The following is a 19,724-nucleotide window of genomic DNA, read 5'->3' on the forward strand; positions in this document are numbered from 1 at the left end:
CGTTCCGACATCCCCCTATCTCGATTCGAGATGCCCTCGCGTAACCCCCTTCCAGCGGCCGTCGTCCACCAACTGCCCGGCGACCTGACGGAGTACACCGCGGGTGGCCAGCGCTGCCGGCGACAGTTCGTCGTCGGAAAGGCTGCACAGCAGGTTGCGCCGCGAGGTACCGGCATCAGTAATTTCCGCCCAGCGCAGCCGGCTGCCCGCTTCCGGTTGGCGGGCCAGCGCCGACCATGGTTGCAGCGTGGCGGCCATGCCGGCCGCGACCATGTCCATCAGCACATACAGCGAATCAACTTCGGCGACGATGTTGGCCTGTTGGTTCAGACTGCCGAAGGCCGCATCAATGACCCGGCGCAATCCGTGGCGATGGGTCGGCAGAACCAGCGGCGTATCGGCAATGGCAGTCAGCGTCGTCGGCAGTTGCTCAATCCCGCTCTGGGCGCCGCAGACGAAAAATAGCCGTTCGTCGAGCAGATGCTGGACAGTCCAGCGTCTGGCCTGATCGGCGCCGAAAAGTACGGCGAGGTCGATTTCGCGGGCATTGAGCATCTGCCCAAGATGTCCCGACATGCCCTCGACCAGATGAATACGGATATCCGGATACTGCGTCTGCATTGCCTGTAGTAGCGGCACGCCAAGTATGCCGGCAGTAGTCGGCGCCAGGCCAAGGCCGACGATGCCGGAAAGGCGCGACTGCCGTGCCGCAAGCATTGCCTCGTCGGCATGGCGTAAGGCGAGCTGGGCATGGGAGACGAACGCAATCCCGGCGTCCGTCGGAATCACCCCGCTCGGCGTTCGTTGCAACAGGCGTGTCGAAAGCTCGCTTTCAAGACGCTGGATTTGCAAACTTACGGCAGACTGCGCGATGCCCAGATCGAGCGCCGCCTGGCTGATACTGCCCAGTTCGATTGTCCGCACCAGGTAACGCAGTTGCCGCAGTTCCATTGCGGGCTCCTTTACCCTTGCCGAGCCTTGCGTTGCAGTACCTTGTCCACCATCACACCGGCCTGACCGAGATAGTTGGCCGGATCGCAAAGTTTGGCCAGCGCTGCCCGGTCAAGGTGTGGATTGATTTCCGGATGCTCTGCCAGCAGGTCGAGCAATGGGCGGTTGCTCTTGATCGCCGTGCGGCACAGGTCATAGACCAGATCGTGAGCGTATTCGCGGCCGATGTAGGGACCAAGGCCCATCATCACGGCTTCGGACATGACCAGACCATTGGTCAGTTCGATGTTGGCCATCATGGCGGCAGGATCGACTTCCAGACCTTCGAGCACGAAGCGCGTCTGCTTGAGGGCGCCGGCCGTCAGGCAGAACGCTTCCGGCAGCGCGATCCATTCGATTTCCCAGGGGCCGGTCGAGCGCTCATGGTCGGCGACCATGGCGTCCATCAGGGAGGCCGAATGCTGACGGACCACCGAAATGGCGGCGTGGATGTAGCAGCTCGAAATCGGGTTGCGCTTCTGCGGCATTGTGCTGCTCGAGCCACGGCCCGGCGCGAAGGGCTCGAAGACCTCGGCCACTTCGTGCTGCATCATCAGCTTGACGTCCATCGCGATCTTGCCGAGAGAACCGCCGACCAGACCGAGGAAGGCGCCGACTTCGGCAATGGTGTCGCGCACCGTATGCCAGGCAATGTCGGGCTGGGCGAGGCCGAGTTCGGCCATCAGGCCGGCCTGGGTTTCCATGGCGCCGGTTTCGATCGAGGCCAGAGTGCCGCAGGCGCCGCCGAATTCGCCCATCAGGACGCGCGGCCGAAGCTGCTGCAGGCGTTCGCGATGGCGCTCCATGCCGGCCAAGATGGCGGCTGTCTTGAAACCGAAGGTAACCGGAATGGCCTGTTGCAGGTTGCTACGCCCAATCACCGGGGTATCGCGATAGCGCTTCGAGAGATCGGCCAGGGCAGCGCAGATGGCGTTCAGTTCAGCCTCGACCAGATCGAGGCCTTCGCGGATCTGCATGACGGTGGCCGTGTCGGTGATATCCTGCGTCGTCGCACCCCAGTGGCAGTATTCGCCGAGGCGGTCACGGCACAGGGCATTCAATTGAGAGACGACGCCGAGCACGGGGTAGCCGATGCGCTCAGTCTGGGCGCGCAGCTTGTCCATGTCGATCTTGTCGATGTCGCAGTTGCGGACGATCTCGTCGGCCGCTTCCTGCGGGATGATGCCGAGGCGGCCCTGGACGACGGCCAGCGCCCGTTCGATGTCGAGGTATTTTTCCGTGCGGTTGCGGTCGGACCAGACCTGACGCATGGCGTCGGTACTGAAGATGTTGCCGAAGATACTAGAGTCGATGATGCTCGCGCCCATGATGATGTCTCCTGATTCAATGGTGGGAAAGATGGCGGTTCTTTAGTTCGTTGTTTAGCTAAAAGTCGTTGCCGGACTGCGCGCCAAGATCTCCTCGGCCTTGAGAACGACAGGCCGATCCACCATCTTTCCGTCGACCTGGACAGCTCCGGACGATGTTTCGGCAGCGGCCAGAACCTTCCGGGCCCAAACCACTTCCTGCTCAGTCGGCCGGCTGAGCCGCTCGACAACCTCGACCTGCTTCGGATGGATACACATCTTGGCGGTACAGCCAAAGGCGCGGGCAAAAGTAAAATCGGCCTCAGTCCTCGCCAGATCATCAAGATTCGGGGTGACGCCGGCAATCGGCGGTGCCAGTTCTGCCGAGCGGGATGCGATGGCAATCTTGCTGTAGGGATAGATCAGCCCGAGTTCGTCGCCCGAGAGATTGAGGTCAGCCGCGTAGTCGAGAGTACCGAAGGCGATGCGCTGCACGCCTTCGGCCAGCGCGATCTGATCAATGTTGTTGATACCGCGTGCCGATTCGACGAGCGCGACGATCACAACCGCCGGGTTGGTGGCAGCAATAGTCATCTTTACCTGCTCGGCAAACTCCGTCTTTGGCAGCATGACTTGCGTGAGCCCCGCCGCCTTGATCATTGCCAGATCGTCGGCATACCAGGGCGACAAGGCATCGTTGATGCGTACGACCAGGCGCTCGGGAGCAACGCCAGCTGTTCGCACCCAGTCGGCGATGGCTTGGCGGGCATCTGCCTTGTCGGTTGGTGCGACCGCATCCTCGAGATCGAGAATGACCGCCCCCGCTCCGGCGGCCAGCGCCTTGGCGAAGCGCTCGGGACGATTGCCCGGCACAAACAGGTAGCTGACTGGCAGCATCAGATGGCTCCAGCAGCACGCAGCTCGGCGATGGCGTCGGCCGAATAGCCCAGCTTGCCAAGGATGGCTTCGGTGTGCTGACCGAGTGCCGGCACGGCATCCATGCGCGGCTCGCATTCCGTCCACGAGCCGGGCGGCAGCAGCGCCGGAACCTTGCCGACCGCGGTGTCGATTTCGCGCCAGCGATTGCGTCCCTTCAATTGCGGGTGATCCCAAACATCCTGCATCGTATTGAGATGGGCGTTGGCAATCTGGGCGCTTTCCAAGCGCTCGATGACCTGTTCTGCGGTCAACCCGGAAAAAGCCTCAATAATGATATTTCTCAACTCCTCACGAGCTGCGCTGCGTTTTGAATTGGAGGAAAAACGCTCTTCCTTGCCTAGGTCAGCGCGAAGCAGAACCTTGTCGCAGAACGCGGCCCACTCGCGTTCGTTCTGCAGGCCGAGCATGACGTTCTTACCGTCGCCGGCCGGGAACGGCCCGTAGGGGTAGATCGTCGCGTGGCTGGCGCCGGTGCGGCGCGGTGGTGTAGCGCCGTCGATGGCGTAGTAGAGCGGATAATTCATCCACTCGACCAGGCTTTCCAGCATGGAGATGTCGAGGTGCTGGCCGCGCCCGGTGATCTGCTTCTGCAACAGCGCAGCGAGGATATTGCTGTAGGCGTACATGCCAGCCGATATGTCGGCGATCGACGGGCCGGCCTTCGACGGTTCGTCTTCCGTACCGGTCACCGAGACAAAGCCCGATTCGCTTTGAATCAGCAGGTCGTAGGCCTTCTTGTCGCGATAGGGGCCATCGTTGCCGTAGCCGGAAATGTCGCAGACGATGATGCCCGGCTTGATCGCCGACAACGCCTCGTACGATAAGCCGAGGCGTGCGGCGGCGCCAGGCGCCAGGTTCTGGACAAGGATATCGGCCTCTTCGGCGACCAGGCGCTGCAGGATTTTCTGCGCTTCCGGATGCTTGACGTCGAGGGTCAGACTTTCCTTTGAACGATTGGTCCACACGAAATGCGAGGCCAGGCCATGCACACGCTCGTCGTAGCCGCGGGCGAAATCGCCAACACCAGGACGCTCGACCTTGATGACGCGAGCGCCGAGGTCAGCCAGCTGGCGGGTGGCGAACGGGCCAGCGATAGCGTGTTCGAGGGTAATAACGGTAATGCCTTCCAACGGTCTCATTCTGCGCTCCTTATTTCAGCACGGCCGTGGCGTCCATCGTCAGCCAGCCTTCATGGTCTTCGGCCCACAGATGGATCGTCTTGCCGTCGGCGCTCGGGGTGCCGTTGACAAAGAAATAGTTGATATCGAAAGTCGGCCGGACGGCACGGAATTCGAACTTGGCAACTTCTGCATCCGGCATCTTGTGGCGGAGCAGATCGAGCAATAGTGTGGCGATCATCGGGCCGTGCACGATCAGGCCGGGATAGCCCTCGACCTCGGTCACGTATTTGCGGTCGTAGTGAATGCGGTGGCCGTTGAAAGTCAGCGCCGAGTAACGGAAGAGCAGAACATCGTCCGGCACCCACTTGGTCCTCCAGACGGGGTCCGGGTAGGTGGCCTTGGGCGGCGGCGCGACGTCGTTCGGGCTGGCCAGCTCGCGATAGACAATGTCGTGGAATTCGGTCAGGGCGATGGCACTCTCGCCGGCCCGGCGTAATTCATGGCGAACCTTGACGAAAACCAGCGGGCCGGTGCGGCCGCTTTTCTCGGTAACGTCGTGGATGGTCGAGGTGCGGGTCACGGTTTCGCCGATGCGCAGCGGGGCATGGAACTCGAACTGGCTTCCCGCCCACATTCGGCGCGGCAGCGGCACCGGCGGCAGGAAACCGCCGCGCTTGGCGTGGCCATCCGGGCCAATTTCGGATTGGCGATACAGGGGCAGGAAGTACAACCAGTGCCACAGCGCCGGCAGCGTGGTGCCGTTGGCGGGGCGTTCGGCCGGCCGGTCAAAAGTGGCCGACAGTGCAGCATAGGGGGTTGCCGTGAAGAGATCGGTAACTTCTTCGGAACGGCCGATCCAGTCTTTCAGGTTCATTGTTCAGACTCCTGGGGTATTGGGGAATAGGTTCGTTGAAAACGGGACGCTACTCGGGGCAGCATCCCCGTTCTTGATCAGAGCATGCCGAGTTGCTGCGGCAACCAGAGCGAGAGGCCTGGCCAGTAGGTAACGAGGCCGAGGAAGCCCAGCATGGCGAGCAGCCACGGCCAGACAGCGACGGTCAGCTCGGTGATACCCATCTTGGTGATGCCGGACGCAACGTACAGATTGAGACCGACCGGCGGGTGGCACATGCCGATTTCCATATTGACCACCATCAGGATGCCGAAATGGATTGGGTGGATGCCCAGCGCGACAGCCACCGGAAAAAGCAACGGCGCGAAGATCAGAACGATCGACGAGGGTTCCATGAAGTTGCCGGCGACAAGCAGGATGATATTGACCGCCAAAAGGAAGGTGATCACACCGAAGCCCTGCTCCAGCATCCATGCGGCCAGCGATTGCGGAATGCTCTCGTTGGTCATGATGAAAGAGAACAACACGGCATTGGTGATGATGTAGAGCAGCATTGCCGACATGTTGGCCGAGTTGAGCAACACCCTCGGCACATCCTTCAGGCTCAGGTCCTTGTAGATAAAAATTGCGCAAATGAAGGCGTAGACCGCAGACATGGCGGCTGCTTCGGTCGGTGTGAAGATGCCGGTGTAGATACCGCCCATCACCACGACAATCAGCAGCAAACCCCAGACCGAAGCGCGGAAGGCCGCCCAGCGCTCACCCCAGGTAGCCTTCGGCTGACGCGGGTAGTTGTACTTGCGGGCACGGTACCAGGTGACACCGCCGAGCACGCCGGCCAGTGCCAGACCAGGGATGACGCCGGCCATGAACAAGGCACCGACCGAGGTGTTGGTTGCCACCGAGAACATGACCATGCAGATGGATGGCGGGATCAGGATGCCGAGCGCGCCGGAGGTCGTGATGACACCGGCCCCGAAACGGGCCGGGAAGCCTGCCTTGACCATTGCCGGCAGCAGAATGGAACCGATCGCCACGACGGTCGCCGGGCTGGAGCCAGACACAGCAGCAAACAGTGCGCAGGCCAGAACGCCGGCCAGACCAAGGCCGCCGTACCAATGGCCGACCATCGACGAGGCGAAATTGATCATCCGTTTCGCTACCCCGCCATGGGTCAGGAAGTTGCCGGCCAGGATGAAGAACGGAATGGCCATGATCTCGAACTTCTCGATACCGGTGAAAAGTTTGAGTGCTACCGACTCAAGCGGCACCTGGGTCATCGTGAAGAGGAATGTAAGAACGGTCAGGCCGAGCGAAATCGAAATCGGCATGCCGGTCAGCATCAGGATGGCCAGCAGGCCAAATATTATGAGTGCGGTCATTTCGGTTCTCCTCCGAGATCTTCCTTGCGCCGATCGGCGTCCACCGGCTTGTCTTGCGTGCGGCGGTTCTCGCCCAACATCGTGTGTTTCAAATCATGCGGATGCAGGTTGTCATCCAGGCCATACAACGCGATGTCGACCGGTAAAACCTCATCGTCGAGGCCATCGACATGGCCGTGATCGTGGTGTGGCAGTTCGCCGGTACGGATAAACGAGAGGCACACCTGCAGGAAGCGGAAACACATCAGCGAGGTGCCTAGCGGAATGGCGCTATAGACCACCCAGGTCTGCCACTCCAGGTCTGGCGTGGTAGGGCCTTCCATAACATCAGTAAGATCCAGACCAAACAGGTTGTAGAAAGCGTAGTGCGCACCGTTCTCCCAGACAAAGTGGGCCCCCATGTAGGCAACGATGCCGGTAAAGGTGGCGCCAGCGAGCAGGCCGAATATGATGAACTTCGAGCGATTACTGTCGTTCATGCGATTGATCAGCACATCGACCCCGACGTGGATACCGGTGCGAACGCCGTAGGCGGCACCAAACTTGGCCATCCAGACGAAGAGGATGATGGTCAGTTCCTGCGCCCAGCTCATGTTGATCGAAAGCAGCAGATCCTGCAGGCCGGGAATGGCAAACCCGGACATGTAGCGATGAACCACTGCAAAGAAAGTGATGAGTGTCGCCACGCCGATCAGCAGCGTGATGAGTAGCTCTTCCAATTTATCGAGAAATTTCATATTTCCCCCGTTGAGAGTAAAACGATCCGGCGGCGCACGGGCCCCGCCGGATGGCGATGCGGCTTACTTGGCCAGGCCGGTTTCCTTGCGGATGGCGTCAATCAGTTCTTTGCCGATACGTGGTGCCAATTCATCCTGGACCGGCAGTAGCGTCTTGATCCAGCGCGCTTTTTCATCCGCGGTCGGGGTGTAGATGGTGCTCTTGCCGGAAGCCTTGATGGCAGCCATGGCCTTGGCTTCATCCTCTTCGGCAACCTTGTCGTTGAAATCCGTCGCATCCTTCATGGCAGCGGTGATTTCGGGCTTGATATCAGCCGGCAACTTGTCCCAGAAGGCCTTGTTCATCACGACGACGTAGCCACTGTAGGTATGCCGGGTCAGGGTGATGTGCTTCTGGACTTCGTACTGCTTCTGGGTATAAAGGTTGGCAAGATTGCCATCGGCACCGTCCACCACGCCTGTCTGTAGCGCCTGATAGACCTCAGAGAAGGCCATGGTCTGCGGCAGTCCGCCGATTGCCTTGATGATGGCCTGATTGACCTTGGACGAGTTGATCCGAATCTTCTGGCCCTTGGCCTCTTCCGGCGTACGGATCAGCTTATTCGAACTGAGCACGCGGAAACCGGCATCCCAGTAGGACAGACCAACCATGCCGCGGGGCTCGAGTTTCTTCAGTAGCGAAGCGCCGATCGGCCCACGCGTCACGCGATGCAAGGCCTGTTCATCCGGAAAAATATAGGGGAGGTCGAAAGCCTCGAATTCCTTGACCCCCATCGGTCCGAACTTGCCAGCTACTGGCGCGAGCATCTGGACGCTGCCCATTTGCAGGGCCTCCAGTTCCTCTTTGTCTTTGTACAAGGTTGAGTTAGCGAAGACCTCTACCTTGACCCTACCTTTGGTGCGCTTTTCGACCTGCTGTTTGAAGTGTTCGGCCGCCTGGCCTTTCGGTGTGTCAATAGCTGCGACATGCGAGAACTTGATCAGGATAGGTTCCTGAGCATAGGCAAAACCGGAAAAAGCAAGGCCGAGAACGGCGGACAAAGTAACGATGGGTTTCATGGGTTGTCTCCTTAGTGATTGATTTAGTACCGCACGATGGCGGCAATAGAACTGGTTTAGGAACTACGCTGCCTCGGAAATGATTTCTTGTGTCTTTGGCTTGATACAGTGGTCCGCAACGAAGACCTCCCCTGCGAGCAGAGGACGTGCAGAAGTCAAGAGCGCTGCGCCGACCAGTTTGGGTACGCCAGTCCATGGGTCGGCGGCGGATACGACGTTGCAGCTCATTTTTCCACTCGGATGCTCAATGACGATGCGCTGTGAGTCGTTTTGATCAAGTTCCGCCAACTCTTCAGCAATCGTATCCGGCGTGTGGCAGGCAGCAGCGAGTGCCATAGCTCCAGTCGCGGCAAAGACAGGGTGGCAATTGGACGAAACGAAATAGCGTGAGGCAATCGTTCCGCCATCACGCGGCGGAGCGATAATGGCAACCTTGGGAATGCCTAGATCGGGGGCATCTGACAACCCCATTAGCCGGGCGGCAGCAGCACGAACCTCTTCGAGACGCTCCAGGAATATCGGATCTCCATCCAACTCTTGCTTGCTCTCGCTTCCCGTTTTACCCAGCGAGCTAGCCTTGATAAAAACAATGGGAATGGCGAAATCAATGCAGGTTACCGGCATGCCCAAGATCAGGTCTTGAGGTGCGCCGGTCGGCAACAAACGGCCGGTACGAGTGCCAGTGGGGTCAAAAAATTGCAGCGCGATTGGTGCGCACTTTCCTGGGACGCCATCCAGTTCAAAGTTGCCTGCATAGGAAACCTGACCACCTGGCGTTTGCACCGTTGCCTCAACGACTTTCTGGCTATTGGTGTTGAGAATACGAACTTTGGTGACCGGGCTGCTGGACTTTACCAAACCCTGCTCAATAGCAAACGGAGCTACACCAGCCAGCATGTTGCCGCTATTGGGAAGGATATCAACCTGGTCGCGGGCAACTGAGACCTGAACAAACAGGTATTCGACATCAGCATCCTTCTGTAAGGAAGGGCCGACAATCACGACTTTGCTGGAGTGGTCGTTTCCCCCACCCATTCCGTCAATCTGGCGAGCATCGGGCGAACCCATTGCCGCAAGCAAGAGGCGGTCACGCGCGGCCGGATCTGCAGGCAGGTCTTTGGCAAGGAAAAACAGTCCTTTGGACGAACCGCCTCGCATCAGTACGCAGGGAATACGCAAAATCTTGTCTCCTATTCAGCTTCGTGTTTTGTTAAGTTGAATAGTAGTGAAACCATTACTCGTTTTGAAATGCAATAAATTTGATTTTTATTGCGTAAAACGCATATATTCCTAGCTAAGAAAACTGATGGGCCAGGGCAAATTTCGGACTCAGCAAACACAAAAGCCGATATGCCAGAGACAGGAGACAAGATATGAAAATTGACTTCGATGGTATTCAAGCGTTCGTCGTGATCGCCGAGCTGGGGGGCTTCAACAAGGCAGCTGAACACCTTCATGTAACACAGACCGCCCTGACCCGCCGGGTCCAAAAGCTCGAGGCTTATCTAGGACTGAGATTGCTTGATCGAACGACACGCTATGTCGAGTTGACAGCAGTTGGTCGAGAGTTTTTGCCTCAAGCGAGAGCTATCGTGAACGAAATGACGTCGGCCGTTGGTCGCCTCAAGGACATGTCCAAGAATGCAAAGGGCAACTTCACGCTGGCCTGTGTGCCGACAATGGCGGCACACATCCTGCCAAATCTGATCCGGGAATATTCCAAGGTCTGCCCGCAAAATCGTATTCGCTTGCTTGACGCAACCTCTTACGAGGTCAGGGATTCAGTGCTAAACAGCCAGGCAGAACTAGGGATAGGCATTCACGGCGAGCAGCATCCTGATGTGCTTGAAACCCCGCTTTTCGACGACCCACTGATGTTTTTTTGCAGAGATTCAAACCCACTCAGCGAGATGAAATCGGTAACGTGGTCAGATATGAGTGGCGCAGATCTGATTGTTGTAAGCAACCTGACTGCAACCCGCGTTTTCATGGACTACCAACTGGCAAAACGTGGCATTAGCCTGAGTGGCTCCTACGAGGTACAGCATCACGCAACTGCGATCAGCCTTGTCGCCGCAGGCGTCGGTTGCGCAATCCTGCCCGCCTCGACATTCAAGGAGGGTGACAGGCCAGGTGTCCGGAAGATCCCGTTGGTTAGTCCCGTTGTAAAGCGCAAGGTTATTCTTATCCAGCGAAAGAACACGAGCCTCTCTCCCGCGGCAGAGGCATTTTGTGACTTGATAAAGGCAAGTCACTTTGATGGATAACCAAGCCTACGTCTGATTTACAACTCGTTGCGGACTGCATCAACACTGACATTCAATGGCAGCAATGGGCACGGGCTACGCATTTGCCAGAATGGAAATCTGCCCGTCGAGCCATCTTAAGGCTCAACGGCAGGTTGGGGTCGGATTGCTGCCCGATTGAGCACCTCAGGCCAATGACCGTTCTGACCGACTTGCCGCCGGATTCACGTCATTCCTGCTAAACGCATCAGGACTTGCTCTAGACCGCCTCTTTCCCCTTGGCGCCCCTGCCCTCTTTCTCGCCCTTCTCTACCTTGCCCGGCACTTCCCGCGTGACCACTTTCTCGCCGTCCATCAACGCATCTGCCGGGCTTTGGACCAGCGTGTCGCCTGGCTCGATGCCGTCGATAATTTCAACCTGCCGGCCGAGGTCGCGACCGAGGCGGACGGATTTGAAATTCAGGCGATTTTCCCGGTTGACCGTAGCAATGCGTGGTCCGTCCTGGCCGTTGACGATGACGTTGGCCGGGACGACCAGCGCGTTGACGCCGCTGCTCAGACTGATCGCAACTTCGACGTAGGTGCCCGGCAGCAGTTTGCCATCCGGGTTGGGCAGGACGAGATCGACCTGGCGTGAGCGGTTGACCGGGTCGATGGCGCCGGCGACGTTTTCGATGCTGGCTGTGAACTTTTTGCCTGGGTATTCGGCCACCTTGATGCCGACTTCCTGCCCCTGCCTGATATCCCCGGCGTAGGTTTGTGGTACCCAGACGGTGAGGCGCAGCTGGTCGGTCTGGGTGATGGCGAAGAGTTCCTTGCCGCCGGCGCTGATCAGGTTGCCGACTTCGGCGCTGCGCTTGGTGACGATGCCAGCAAAGGGCGCGACGATGCGGCGGAAGCCTTCCAGCTGTTCCAGCCGCTTGACGTTGGCGTCGGCAGCAGCCACGTCGGCTTCGGCCAGAGCGCGGGCGCTGCGCTTTTCTTCCATGTCCTGCGCCGCCACGCTGTCGCTCTGGCGCAGTGTTTCCCAGCGCGCCTCGGTCTGTCTGGCCAGCGCCAGGCGAACCTTGATCTGTTCGCGCACCGCCCTCGCCTGCGCCAGTTCCTGCTCCTGTTCCGGCGCATCCACCTGAGCCAGAAGCTGGCCTTTTTCAACCCGCTCGCCGATTGTTTTGTACCAGGCCTTGAGGTAGCCGGCGCTGCGGGCATACACCACGGTTTCGTTGCTGCCGCGCAGGCTGGCCGGCAGCACGAGGTTACGCTTGACCTCGCCTTTTTGGGCCTTGACGACGGCGACCGTGCGTTCGGCGCTGGCCGCCGTGAATTGCTGCAAGGCTTGCGCTTCGCGGTAATTGAAGGCGAGCCGCAAGCCGCCGCCGACCATCAGCACGCCGAGGACAATGGCACCAAAACGGCGGGCCTGGCGCAGGGAATTCTGGGGCGGAACTTCCGGTACAAGGGGATGTAGGTTGGGCTCTTCAGTTTGGCTCATGGCGATAACTCAATTGGGGTTCAGGCCGGCGCATGCGCCAGGCCGGGGGCTTGCCGGGCCTGCCACTGGTGCAGGCTGGCAAAGACGAGGGGGACAAAAATCAGGGTCGATACGGTCGCGAAGAGCAGGCCGCCAATGACGGCGCGGCCGAGCGGCGCGTTCTGCTCGGAGCCTTCGCCGAGGCCAAGGGCCATCGGCAGCATGCCGACAATCATGGCGACGGCGGTCATCAGCACTGGGCGCAGCCGGGTCGATGCCGCTTCCAGCGCCGCCATCAGGGGTGGTACGCCGGTTTCCAGGCGACTACGGGCGAAAGAAACGACCAGGATGCTATTGGCCGTGGCAACGCCCATGGTCATGATGGTCCCGGTCAGCGCCGGCACGCTCAGCGTGGTGCCGCACAGGAACAGGGTCCAGGCAATCCCGGCCAGCGCCGCCGGCAAGGCGGAGATGATGATCAGCGGATCGAGCCACGACTGGAAATTGACGACGACCAGCAAATAGACGAGCACGATGGCTACCGCCAAACCGAGGCCAAGGCCGAGGAAGGACGACTTCAGCGTTTCCACCTGGCCGCGCACGACCAGTTCGACACCGCGCGGTAACTGGGCGCGCGTATCCTCGACCAACGCCTCGATGTCGCGGCTGACGCTGCCCAGATCACGGCCCTGGACGCTGGCGTAAACGTTGAACACGCTGTAGCCGTTGTAGCGACTGACCATCGGCGCCTGCGCGCTGCGTTTGACATTGACCAGATTGCCGAGCAACTGCGGCTGGTCGTTGCCATTGCCGACGGGAGTGCGCAGCAAGGCATCGATGCTGTCCAGATCGACCTCTCTGCTCTTGACGCCGACGTTGTAGGTATTGCCGTTAGCGGGATTAAGCCAGTAGGTCGGCGAGGTCTGCATCGAGCCGGACAACGAAATCAGCAGGTTCTGCGCCAGATCGCGAGCGGTCAGGTTCAACTGCTGCAGGCGGCTACGATCCATTTCAAGACTCAGCGACGGCTTGCTCCAGCGCTCGTAGATGTGCGCATCGACGATGCCGGGAATCTGCCGCAACTTGCTGTTCAGTTCGACGGCCAGCGGGACGACCTCCTGCGGCTTGCCGCCGACGAATTGGATGTGGATCGGCGCCGGCACGCCGAAGTTCAGCGTCTGGCTGACCTGGTCGGCCGGCTGAAAAAAGAACTCGACGCCCGGAAAGGCGCGCTCCAGGGCGACGCGCAGATCGCGCTGGTAATTGGCGCTGGGCGCATGCTGGCCATGGCGCAGCGAAATCATGATCTCGGTGTCGGCCGTCTCGACCGTGCCGGAATTGCCGAACAGCATGTTGCGGGTGCTGTACGGCCCGCCGATGATATCGACGATCTCGCCCAGCTCGTCGGCCGGGATGCGCTGACGGATGAGATCCTCGACCTGATCGACCAGCCGAGGCATTTCCTCGATGCGCGTACCGGACGGCGCCCGCAGATGCAGGCGGAGCTGACCGGTATCGACGGCCGGGAACAAGTTCTGGCCGAGCAGTGGCACGAGGCCAAGCGACAGCACGCAGAACCCGGCGAAGGCGGCGATGAACCGCTGGCGTCGCTTGAGGAAATGGGTCATCACGACGAGGTAGTGGCCCCGAAAGGTCTCGAAACCGTCGTTGAAGCGCCGATGCACGGCCGCCAGCCGGCGCGTCGCCGCATTGCCCGGCTGGCCGTGGGCGTGGTGGCCGGCCATCATGTACATGACCAGCGTCGGCACCACGGTCCGCGACAGGAGGTAGGAAGCCAACATGGCGAAGACGACCGCCTCGGCCAGCGGAACGAACAGGTAGCGGGCGACCCCGTTGAGGAAGAACATCGGTATGAAGACGATGCAGATACACAGCGTCGATACCAGCGCCGGCACGGCAATTTCGGCGGCACCGTCGAGGATGGCCTGGTGCGGGTTCTTGCCCATCGCCATCTGGCGTTCGATGTTCTCGATCTCGACCGTCGCATCGTCGACCAGGATACCGACGGCCAGTGCCAAGCCGCCGAGCGTCATGAGGTTGATGGTCTCGCCGACCAGGTAGAGCATGATCAGCGAACACATGATGGACAGCGGAATCGACACGGCGATGATGCAGGTTGTCCGCCAGTTGCCAAGAAAGAGCAGGATCATCGCCGCCGTCAGGCTGGCGGCGATGAGGCCTTCATGGACTACATTGCTGATCGCCGCCTTGACGAAAAGCGACTGGTCGAACATCAGGGTCAGATCGACGCCTTCCGGCAAGCGGGACTTGAGCGTTTCGAGCGAATGCTTGACGTGATCGACGACTTCCAGCGTCGACACCCGACCGACCTTGAAAATCGAGGTGATGACGCCGCGGTCGCCGTTCTGGCGGGCAATCGTGGTCTGCGGTGCAGCGCCGTCGCGAACCTGTGCCACATCGCCGACCAGCACCGTCGTACCGTCGCGGGTGCGCACCGGAATCTCGGCGATTTTCGGAATGCTGGCGATGGCGCCGTTGAGGCCGATGTCGTATTCACGCTCGCCGATTTTCATCGAACCGGTGGGCAGGATCAGGTTCTGGGCGCCAATGGCGGTGACCAGGTCGGTCGGCGTCAGGCCGCGCGAATAGAGGGCCGGCGCATCGATATCGACCGATACCTGACGACTGCTGGTGCCGTAGGGATAGGTCAGCGCCACGCCTTTTTTGGCCTGCAGCGTTGGCCGAACGACGGTGCCGATCAGGTCGCCGATTTCGGCAAAGGGCACCGTTTCGCTGGAGATTCCCAGTTGCAGCAGCGGCAGGTCCGAGGCCGAATACTGGATGATCTGCGGTGGCGTGGTGTTCAGCGGCACCGAGCGATAGACCGAATTGCTGCTCGACAACACCTGCGCCATCGCCGTGCGGATGTCGGTGCCCTGGTGGAAGAAGATCTTGGTGATCGATGCGCCGCCGTAGGAGACCGACTCGGTATGTTCGATACCATCAATCAGCGTCATCGAACGCTCGCTCGGGCCGGTAATGCGGTCGGCAATCTCCTTGGCGTCCATCCCCTTGTATTCCCAGAGCATGGCGACGACCGGAATGTCGATATCCGGAAAGATGTCGGTCGCCATGTTGCGCAGCACGAAGGGCATCGACAAAAGAATGAGCAGCGCCCCGACCAGGAAGGTATAGGGACGACGCAGGGCAATGTTAACTATCCACATGGGATTATTTCGTATCTGGTATCAAGTTCGGGCGCCCAAACGGGCGCACCAATCAACGGTTTGCACACAAACAGGTCGCTGCCATGCCGAAATCCCGGCAGAGCAGCGACCTGTCATCGGTTGGGGGCCGGCAAGCCCCCGGGTTTGTTCAGGCTATCGCCGTCAGATTCCCTGCCCTTCGGTCGCCAGTTCGGGTTCGGCATCGGCCACCAGCTGCTTGCCCTTGCGCTTGAATGTCGCCTTCAGGCGCCGCCAGCCCAGTACCACCGAGGTCACGCTGAGCACGAGGCCGAAGCCGATCCAGGTCAGCATCCAGGCATCCCAGAGCGGGCGCGAATAGAGCCCGGCGATATCCCAGTGATGCAGCGCCGACCACAACCAGCGATAGGCACGCCGGCTATCGTCCTGACGCAGCAGCAGGCGGCCATCCTGGGCATCGACATAGAAACGGGTATCGGCGGCATCGCCCAGATCAACGCGCCACACGGGCAACGGGCGATCGAGCGGTGAACGGCCATGGCGCGGGTAGTAATAGTTGTCGTACTCGGTCTGCAAAACGTGCTGACCGGCCACCGCAGAACCGGCCAGACGTCCGACTGCCTGCAGGACGGCCGTTTCGCTCAGGCCTTTTTCCGCGTTCAACACCTGGCGCGAGCCGTCGCGCCGGGCGGCGATCAGAACCGCCTCGCCGCCGAGATGGCGCCAACCCAGCTCAACTACCTCCGCACCGGCGCCCTGCCCGCTGGCCGGCCGCCAGTCGAGCATTTGCCGCGGGTTGTCCTTGCCGACGAAGCGGGCGATTTCAGGCTTGCCCGGATTGGCCGGCGAGAAAATCTGCCAGGGATTGCCGTTCAGGTAAGCGCTCAAAGTCCAGGTGAGCACGACCAGACCGCCAATCAGCCCGGCCCAGAAATGCCAGGTGAACCACACCTGCTTGTAGGGATGCACCCGCCCCTCGGAATAGGTGGCCTTGCCGAACAAGCCCGGCCGCCAACGCAACCAGCCGGCGATGAGGCCGGTCAGCGTAGCCAGGAAGGCGAAAGCCGCGACCCAGAGCAGCACATCGACACGCTGCTTGTCGAACCCGGCCAAATCGAGGAAGCGGAACAGGTGAACCCAGCTGCCGGCCCAGTACATGGCCCGTTCGAGGCGCGTCGAGGCATGGACAACCTCACCGGTACGCGCCGAAATAAGCAGTTCGCCGCCCTTGCCGTCGCCCAGACTGACCCGATGGAAAGGCTTCAGGTTTTCTGCGTTGCGCAGGATGGTGGGGTTGTCGAGCGTCTCGACCAGTTGCGGCGCCGCCTGCCCTTCCCCGAATGCTCCTGCCCACAGGCGGGCGATACTCAAGGCGTCATCTGAAGAAATGCGCTGAACAGCACCATCGATAGCCGACAAGGCGAGGCGCTGGCCCTTGCCGTCTTCGATCTGCCAGACCGGCTTGCCGGCGACACGAACCAATCGCGCTTCATAAACGGCAGGCAGCGCGAGCCCGGCCGCCTCGGCTGAGGTTTGGGCAAAGGCGGCCCCGCTTCGTTGCAAGGTCTCGCCCAGGCTCAACCAGCGGCTTTCCGGGGCCAGTATTTCCGCCTTCGCCCACTGCTGCCCCCGGGTCTGGTTCAACTGCGAGGCATAGACGATCAGCAGTCCGGAGAAGAACCAGAGCACCATGAAGAGTGCGAGCGCAACACCGCTCCAGCGGTGGATGAGAAAGAGAAGACGTTTCATGATTGGCTTCCGGAAATGGGGAAAATTGGCGCCTGGGCTTTTAGATGTTTAGTCCTTGACCTTGTAGTCGTCGTGGCACGCCTTGCAGGTCTGGCCCAGTTTGCCGAACTGCGCCTTGACGGCTGCCTGGTCGCCATTCGCCGCGACCTTGGCCAACTCGTTGGCCTCGTGGACGAAGTTGCCGGCGAGATCACCGACCTTCTTGCCATCCTTGAAGATTTCCGGCTTGGCGGCCGTGTCATGCCAGCCCTTGCCCTGTTCGGTGCCCGGCGCATAGAGCGCGCCGAGGCCGGAATTGGCGATGGCGGCCGTGCTGTTGGCGGCGCGCACGACCTCGTCGCGATTGAACTGGCCGTCGACATTGGCCTTGATGCGGCCGCTGTTCCAGGCCAGAACCTGATAGACCGACTGACGCCACTTGATGATGTTTTCCGGCTTCGGCGCCTGCTGGGCAATGGCGCTGGCGGTTACCGTCAGTGCCACGGCAACGAGGAAGGGTTTGACGTGCTTCATGAATACTCCTTGAACAGTTTGGGGATGGTTTTTGGGATTTAGGGATTACCAGGCGGGAGCCGCCTGATGTTCGGCAGGCGGCGGTGCCGGCTGATCGATGAAGCCACCGGCAGCCGCATAAACGCCGGCCGAGGCAATCGCGCTGGCCGCCACAAAGGCGGCGAGACGCAGCGCAAACGAATGCCTGTGATGCGGCACGACATGGGTGCCCTCGTTCAAGGCCTGATAGCCGGTCACCATGGGCAGAACGAGATTGGTTTTCTTGACACGGGCATAGAAGACGATGGCGGCAACATGCAGACAAACCACCGCCAGCAGGCTGTTGAACAGCCAGACATGGGCGCCGGTAATCCGGCCGGAGAGTTCGCTACTGACCAGCGAGGCGAGCGGCCCGGCGAAGGCGATGTCGTCATTGGCGAACAGGCCGCTGAGTACCTGAATGGCAGTCAGCCCCAACAAGCCCAGCACGGCCAGCGCGCCGAGCGGATTGTGCCCGACGCCTTGCCATTCGCCTTTGAGATAAGCCTTGATGGCGCGCGGTCCGCGCACGAAATTGGCAAAGCGGGCGGTCGGCGAACCGATGAAACCCCAGATCACCCGAAAGATGATCAGGCCGAGGATGAACAGCCCGCTCCGGCCATGCCATTCGATCCAGTTGCCGCCGATCTTGCCGGTCACCACGGCGACAATGATGGCGCCAACCAGCGACCAGTGGAACAGGCGGGTGGGCAGATCCCAAATACGTTGACGACTCATCTTGTCCTCCGGCTCAGGCGCGAAGATGCAGCTTGAAGAAATCCACCGTCCGTCGGCAGTAGGCCATGGACATATTTGTCGAACAATTTGAGAACCTCAGGATGGAAGTCCTTGGCGGCCTGTCGGGTCATGTGAATCTATCCTCTGCTGATCGGGGAATTACTTGGCGCGACCGGTGTAGCCGGCCGTCTGGGTGACGATGCGGTAGGCGGCACCGCGCCCGACGACGTAGAGCGACTTCTTGCCGGCCCCGGCAAAGGCCAGGTTTTGCGGTTTCCTGGGCAGCGCGATGGCGCCCAGCGCATCGCCAGACGGGCTGAAGATTTCGATGCCGGCATTGGAGGCGACATAGAGGCGGCCCTTTTCATCGATGGCCAGGCCATCGGCCCCGCTCGACCAGACGCCGCTGTCGTTCTTGCTCCAGCCGGCCAGTTTGGCGAAATTGCGCCGCGCACCGAGCGAGCCATCGGCCGCCACGTCATAGGCCAGCACGTTTTCGCCCAGGGTATTGGCGACGTAGAGCACCTTTTCATCCGGGCTCAACTGGATGCCGTTCGGCCGTTCGATATCCGCTGCCAGACGCTTCAGGGCGCCTTCCGGCGTGATGTGATAGACCGCCGGCTTGGCGAATACCCTGGTCGGAGCTGGCTGGTTGGGCGCGACATTGATGCCGGAGTCGGTGAAATAGACGCCGCCGCGCTGGTCGACGACGAGGTCGTTGGGGCGACCGAAAGGCAGCCCTTCGTAGCTGCTGGCCAGCGTCCGCTCATGGCCTTGCGGAAAAACGATACCGACCCGCGCGTCGTCCACCTGGACGCTGATCAGTTCGCCCTTGGCGTTGAAACCGAGGCCGTTCGAGCCGTTGCTTTTTTCCAGAAAGCTGGCAGTCGTTCCATCCGGCGCAATCCGCATAATGCGGCTGGCCTGGGTTTCGGTAAAGGCCAGACTGCCGTCCGGCAGCGCGACCGGGCCTTCCGTTCCCTTGAAACCTTCCTTGATCAGTTCAATTTTCGCTCCGGCCGCGACGACGCCGGGAATGGCCTGGGCCACGTTTTCCTGGGCGGACACGGTACCCAGCGTCAGGCTTCCGCCGAGAAAGCCAAGCAGGCAAAGCAGGCGCCGGGATACGCCTGGACGGGTTGCAGACACGGTTGAACTCAAGAACATCGAAAACACTCCTAAACGGCAAATTGCTGGAAGCCAGCCAAACCTCTGAAATGCATTGCTGGGCAGTTGGCCTGCTTATCAGCAGCAAATATGCCAATCCGCCAGCTAGCGCCGAGCTGCCATGAAAAGCCAGCCAGCCGGGAGACAATCCCATGATTTAAATAGGGAATTAGCTAACGCCTGTTTTGAGCAAGCGGCGCCTGGAAAATCCGCCGGTCTCTTCGTCCTGCTGCCCGGGAAACACCC

At 60.5% G+C, this 19,724-nt stretch carries 17 protein-coding genes; 1 reads left to right on the plus strand and 16 read right to left on the minus strand.

What is annotated here, in order from left to right; genetic code table 11:
* Positions 1-15: 15 nt before the first annotated feature.
* The 9 genes from KI613_RS11690 to KI613_RS11730 form a co-directional block, all read right to left on the minus strand.
* Entirely contained in the window at positions 16-951 is a 936-nt protein-coding gene (locus tag KI613_RS11690; protein WP_226399607.1) for a LysR family transcriptional regulator, read from the minus strand.
* Between the two features lie 11 nt (positions 952-962).
* A complete protein-coding gene (locus KI613_RS11695) occupies positions 963-2,318 on the minus strand; it encodes a class-II fumarase/aspartase family protein (RefSeq protein WP_226399609.1) in 1,356 nt (451 codons plus the stop codon).
* Positions 2,319-2,372: 54 nt separating this feature from the next.
* Entirely contained in the window at positions 2,373-3,194 is an 822-nt protein-coding gene (locus KI613_RS11700) for an HpcH/HpaI aldolase/citrate lyase family protein (RefSeq protein WP_226399611.1), read from the minus strand.
* Positions 3,194-4,375: a CaiB/BaiF CoA transferase family protein gene (locus tag KI613_RS11705; protein WP_226399613.1), complete on the minus strand. Its 1,182-nt coding sequence runs from the start codon at positions 4,373-4,375 to the stop codon at positions 3,194-3,196. Before KI613_RS11705 ends, KI613_RS11700 begins: the two co-directional genes overlap by 1 nt.
* A gap of 10 nt (positions 4,376-4,385) precedes the next feature.
* Positions 4,386-5,231 carry an FAS1-like dehydratase domain-containing protein gene (locus tag KI613_RS11710; protein ID WP_226399615.1) on the minus strand — a complete coding sequence of 282 codons (846 nt, stop codon included), beginning with the start codon at positions 5,229-5,231 and terminating at the stop codon, positions 4,386-4,388.
* Positions 5,232-5,308: 77 nt separating this feature from the next.
* Complete coding sequence (locus KI613_RS11715) at positions 5,309-6,592, minus strand: TRAP transporter large permease (RefSeq protein WP_226399617.1); 1,284 nt, start codon at positions 6,590-6,592, stop codon at positions 5,309-5,311.
* On the minus strand, positions 6,589-7,329 hold the full coding sequence (locus KI613_RS11720; RefSeq protein WP_226399619.1) for a TRAP transporter small permease: 741 nt from the start codon (positions 7,327-7,329) through the stop codon (positions 6,589-6,591). Before KI613_RS11720 ends, KI613_RS11715 begins: the two co-directional genes overlap by 4 nt.
* 63 nt (positions 7,330-7,392) lie before the next feature.
* On the minus strand, positions 7,393-8,388 hold the full coding sequence (locus tag KI613_RS11725; RefSeq protein ID WP_226399621.1) for a DctP family TRAP transporter solute-binding subunit: 996 nt from the start codon (positions 8,386-8,388) through the stop codon (positions 7,393-7,395).
* A gap of 63 nt (positions 8,389-8,451) precedes the next feature.
* Positions 8,452-9,567 carry a 4-oxalomesaconate tautomerase gene (locus tag KI613_RS11730; protein WP_226399623.1) on the minus strand — a complete coding sequence of 372 codons (1,116 nt, stop codon included), beginning with the start codon at positions 9,565-9,567 and terminating at the stop codon, positions 8,452-8,454.
* Positions 9,568-9,761: 194 nt separating this feature from the next.
* Between KI613_RS11730 and KI613_RS11735 the strand changes: the two genes are divergently transcribed.
* Positions 9,762-10,655: a LysR family transcriptional regulator gene (locus KI613_RS11735; RefSeq protein WP_226399625.1), complete on the plus strand. Its 894-nt coding sequence runs from the start codon at positions 9,762-9,764 to the stop codon at positions 10,653-10,655.
* A 238-nt stretch (positions 10,656-10,893) separates the two neighbouring features.
* Here the strand turns inward: KI613_RS11735 and KI613_RS11740 are convergent, their stop codons facing one another.
* The 7 genes from KI613_RS11740 to KI613_RS11765 all read right to left on the minus strand — a co-directional run bounded on the left by KI613_RS11740 (position 10,894) and on the right by KI613_RS11765 (position 19,460).
* A complete protein-coding gene (locus KI613_RS11740) occupies positions 10,894-12,126 on the minus strand; it encodes an efflux RND transporter periplasmic adaptor subunit (protein WP_226399627.1) in 1,233 nt (410 codons plus the stop codon).
* A gap of 20 nt (positions 12,127-12,146) precedes the next feature.
* On the minus strand, positions 12,147-15,314 hold the full coding sequence (locus tag KI613_RS11745; RefSeq protein WP_226399629.1) for an efflux RND transporter permease subunit: 3,168 nt from the start codon (positions 15,312-15,314) through the stop codon (positions 12,147-12,149).
* Positions 15,315-15,476: 162 nt separating this feature from the next.
* On the minus strand, positions 15,477-17,042 hold the full coding sequence (locus tag KI613_RS11750) for a PepSY domain-containing protein (RefSeq protein WP_226399630.1): 1,566 nt from the start codon (positions 17,040-17,042) through the stop codon (positions 15,477-15,479).
* A gap of 48 nt (positions 17,043-17,090) precedes the next feature.
* Entirely contained in the window at positions 17,091-17,555 is a 465-nt protein-coding gene (locus KI613_RS11755) for a c-type cytochrome (protein ID WP_226399632.1), read from the minus strand.
* A 45-nt stretch (positions 17,556-17,600) separates the two neighbouring features.
* A complete protein-coding gene (locus KI613_RS11760; protein ID WP_226399634.1) occupies positions 17,601-18,311 on the minus strand; it encodes a cytochrome b/b6 domain-containing protein in 711 nt (236 codons plus the stop codon).
* Positions 18,308-18,442, minus strand: a complete 135-nt coding sequence (locus KI613_RS21460; RefSeq protein WP_455424128.1) for a hypothetical protein — start codon at positions 18,440-18,442, stop codon at positions 18,308-18,310. Before KI613_RS21460 ends, KI613_RS11760 begins: the two co-directional genes overlap by 4 nt.
* A gap of 28 nt (positions 18,443-18,470) precedes the next feature.
* Positions 18,471-19,460, minus strand: a complete 990-nt coding sequence (locus KI613_RS11765) for an SMP-30/gluconolactonase/LRE family protein (RefSeq protein ID WP_226399636.1) — start codon at positions 19,458-19,460, stop codon at positions 18,471-18,473.
* Between the last annotated feature and the right edge of the window lie 264 nt (positions 19,461-19,724).

This window comes from Ferribacterium limneticum, from assembly GCF_020510585.1.
Classification (GTDB): Bacteria; Pseudomonadota; Gammaproteobacteria; order Burkholderiales; family Rhodocyclaceae; genus Azonexus.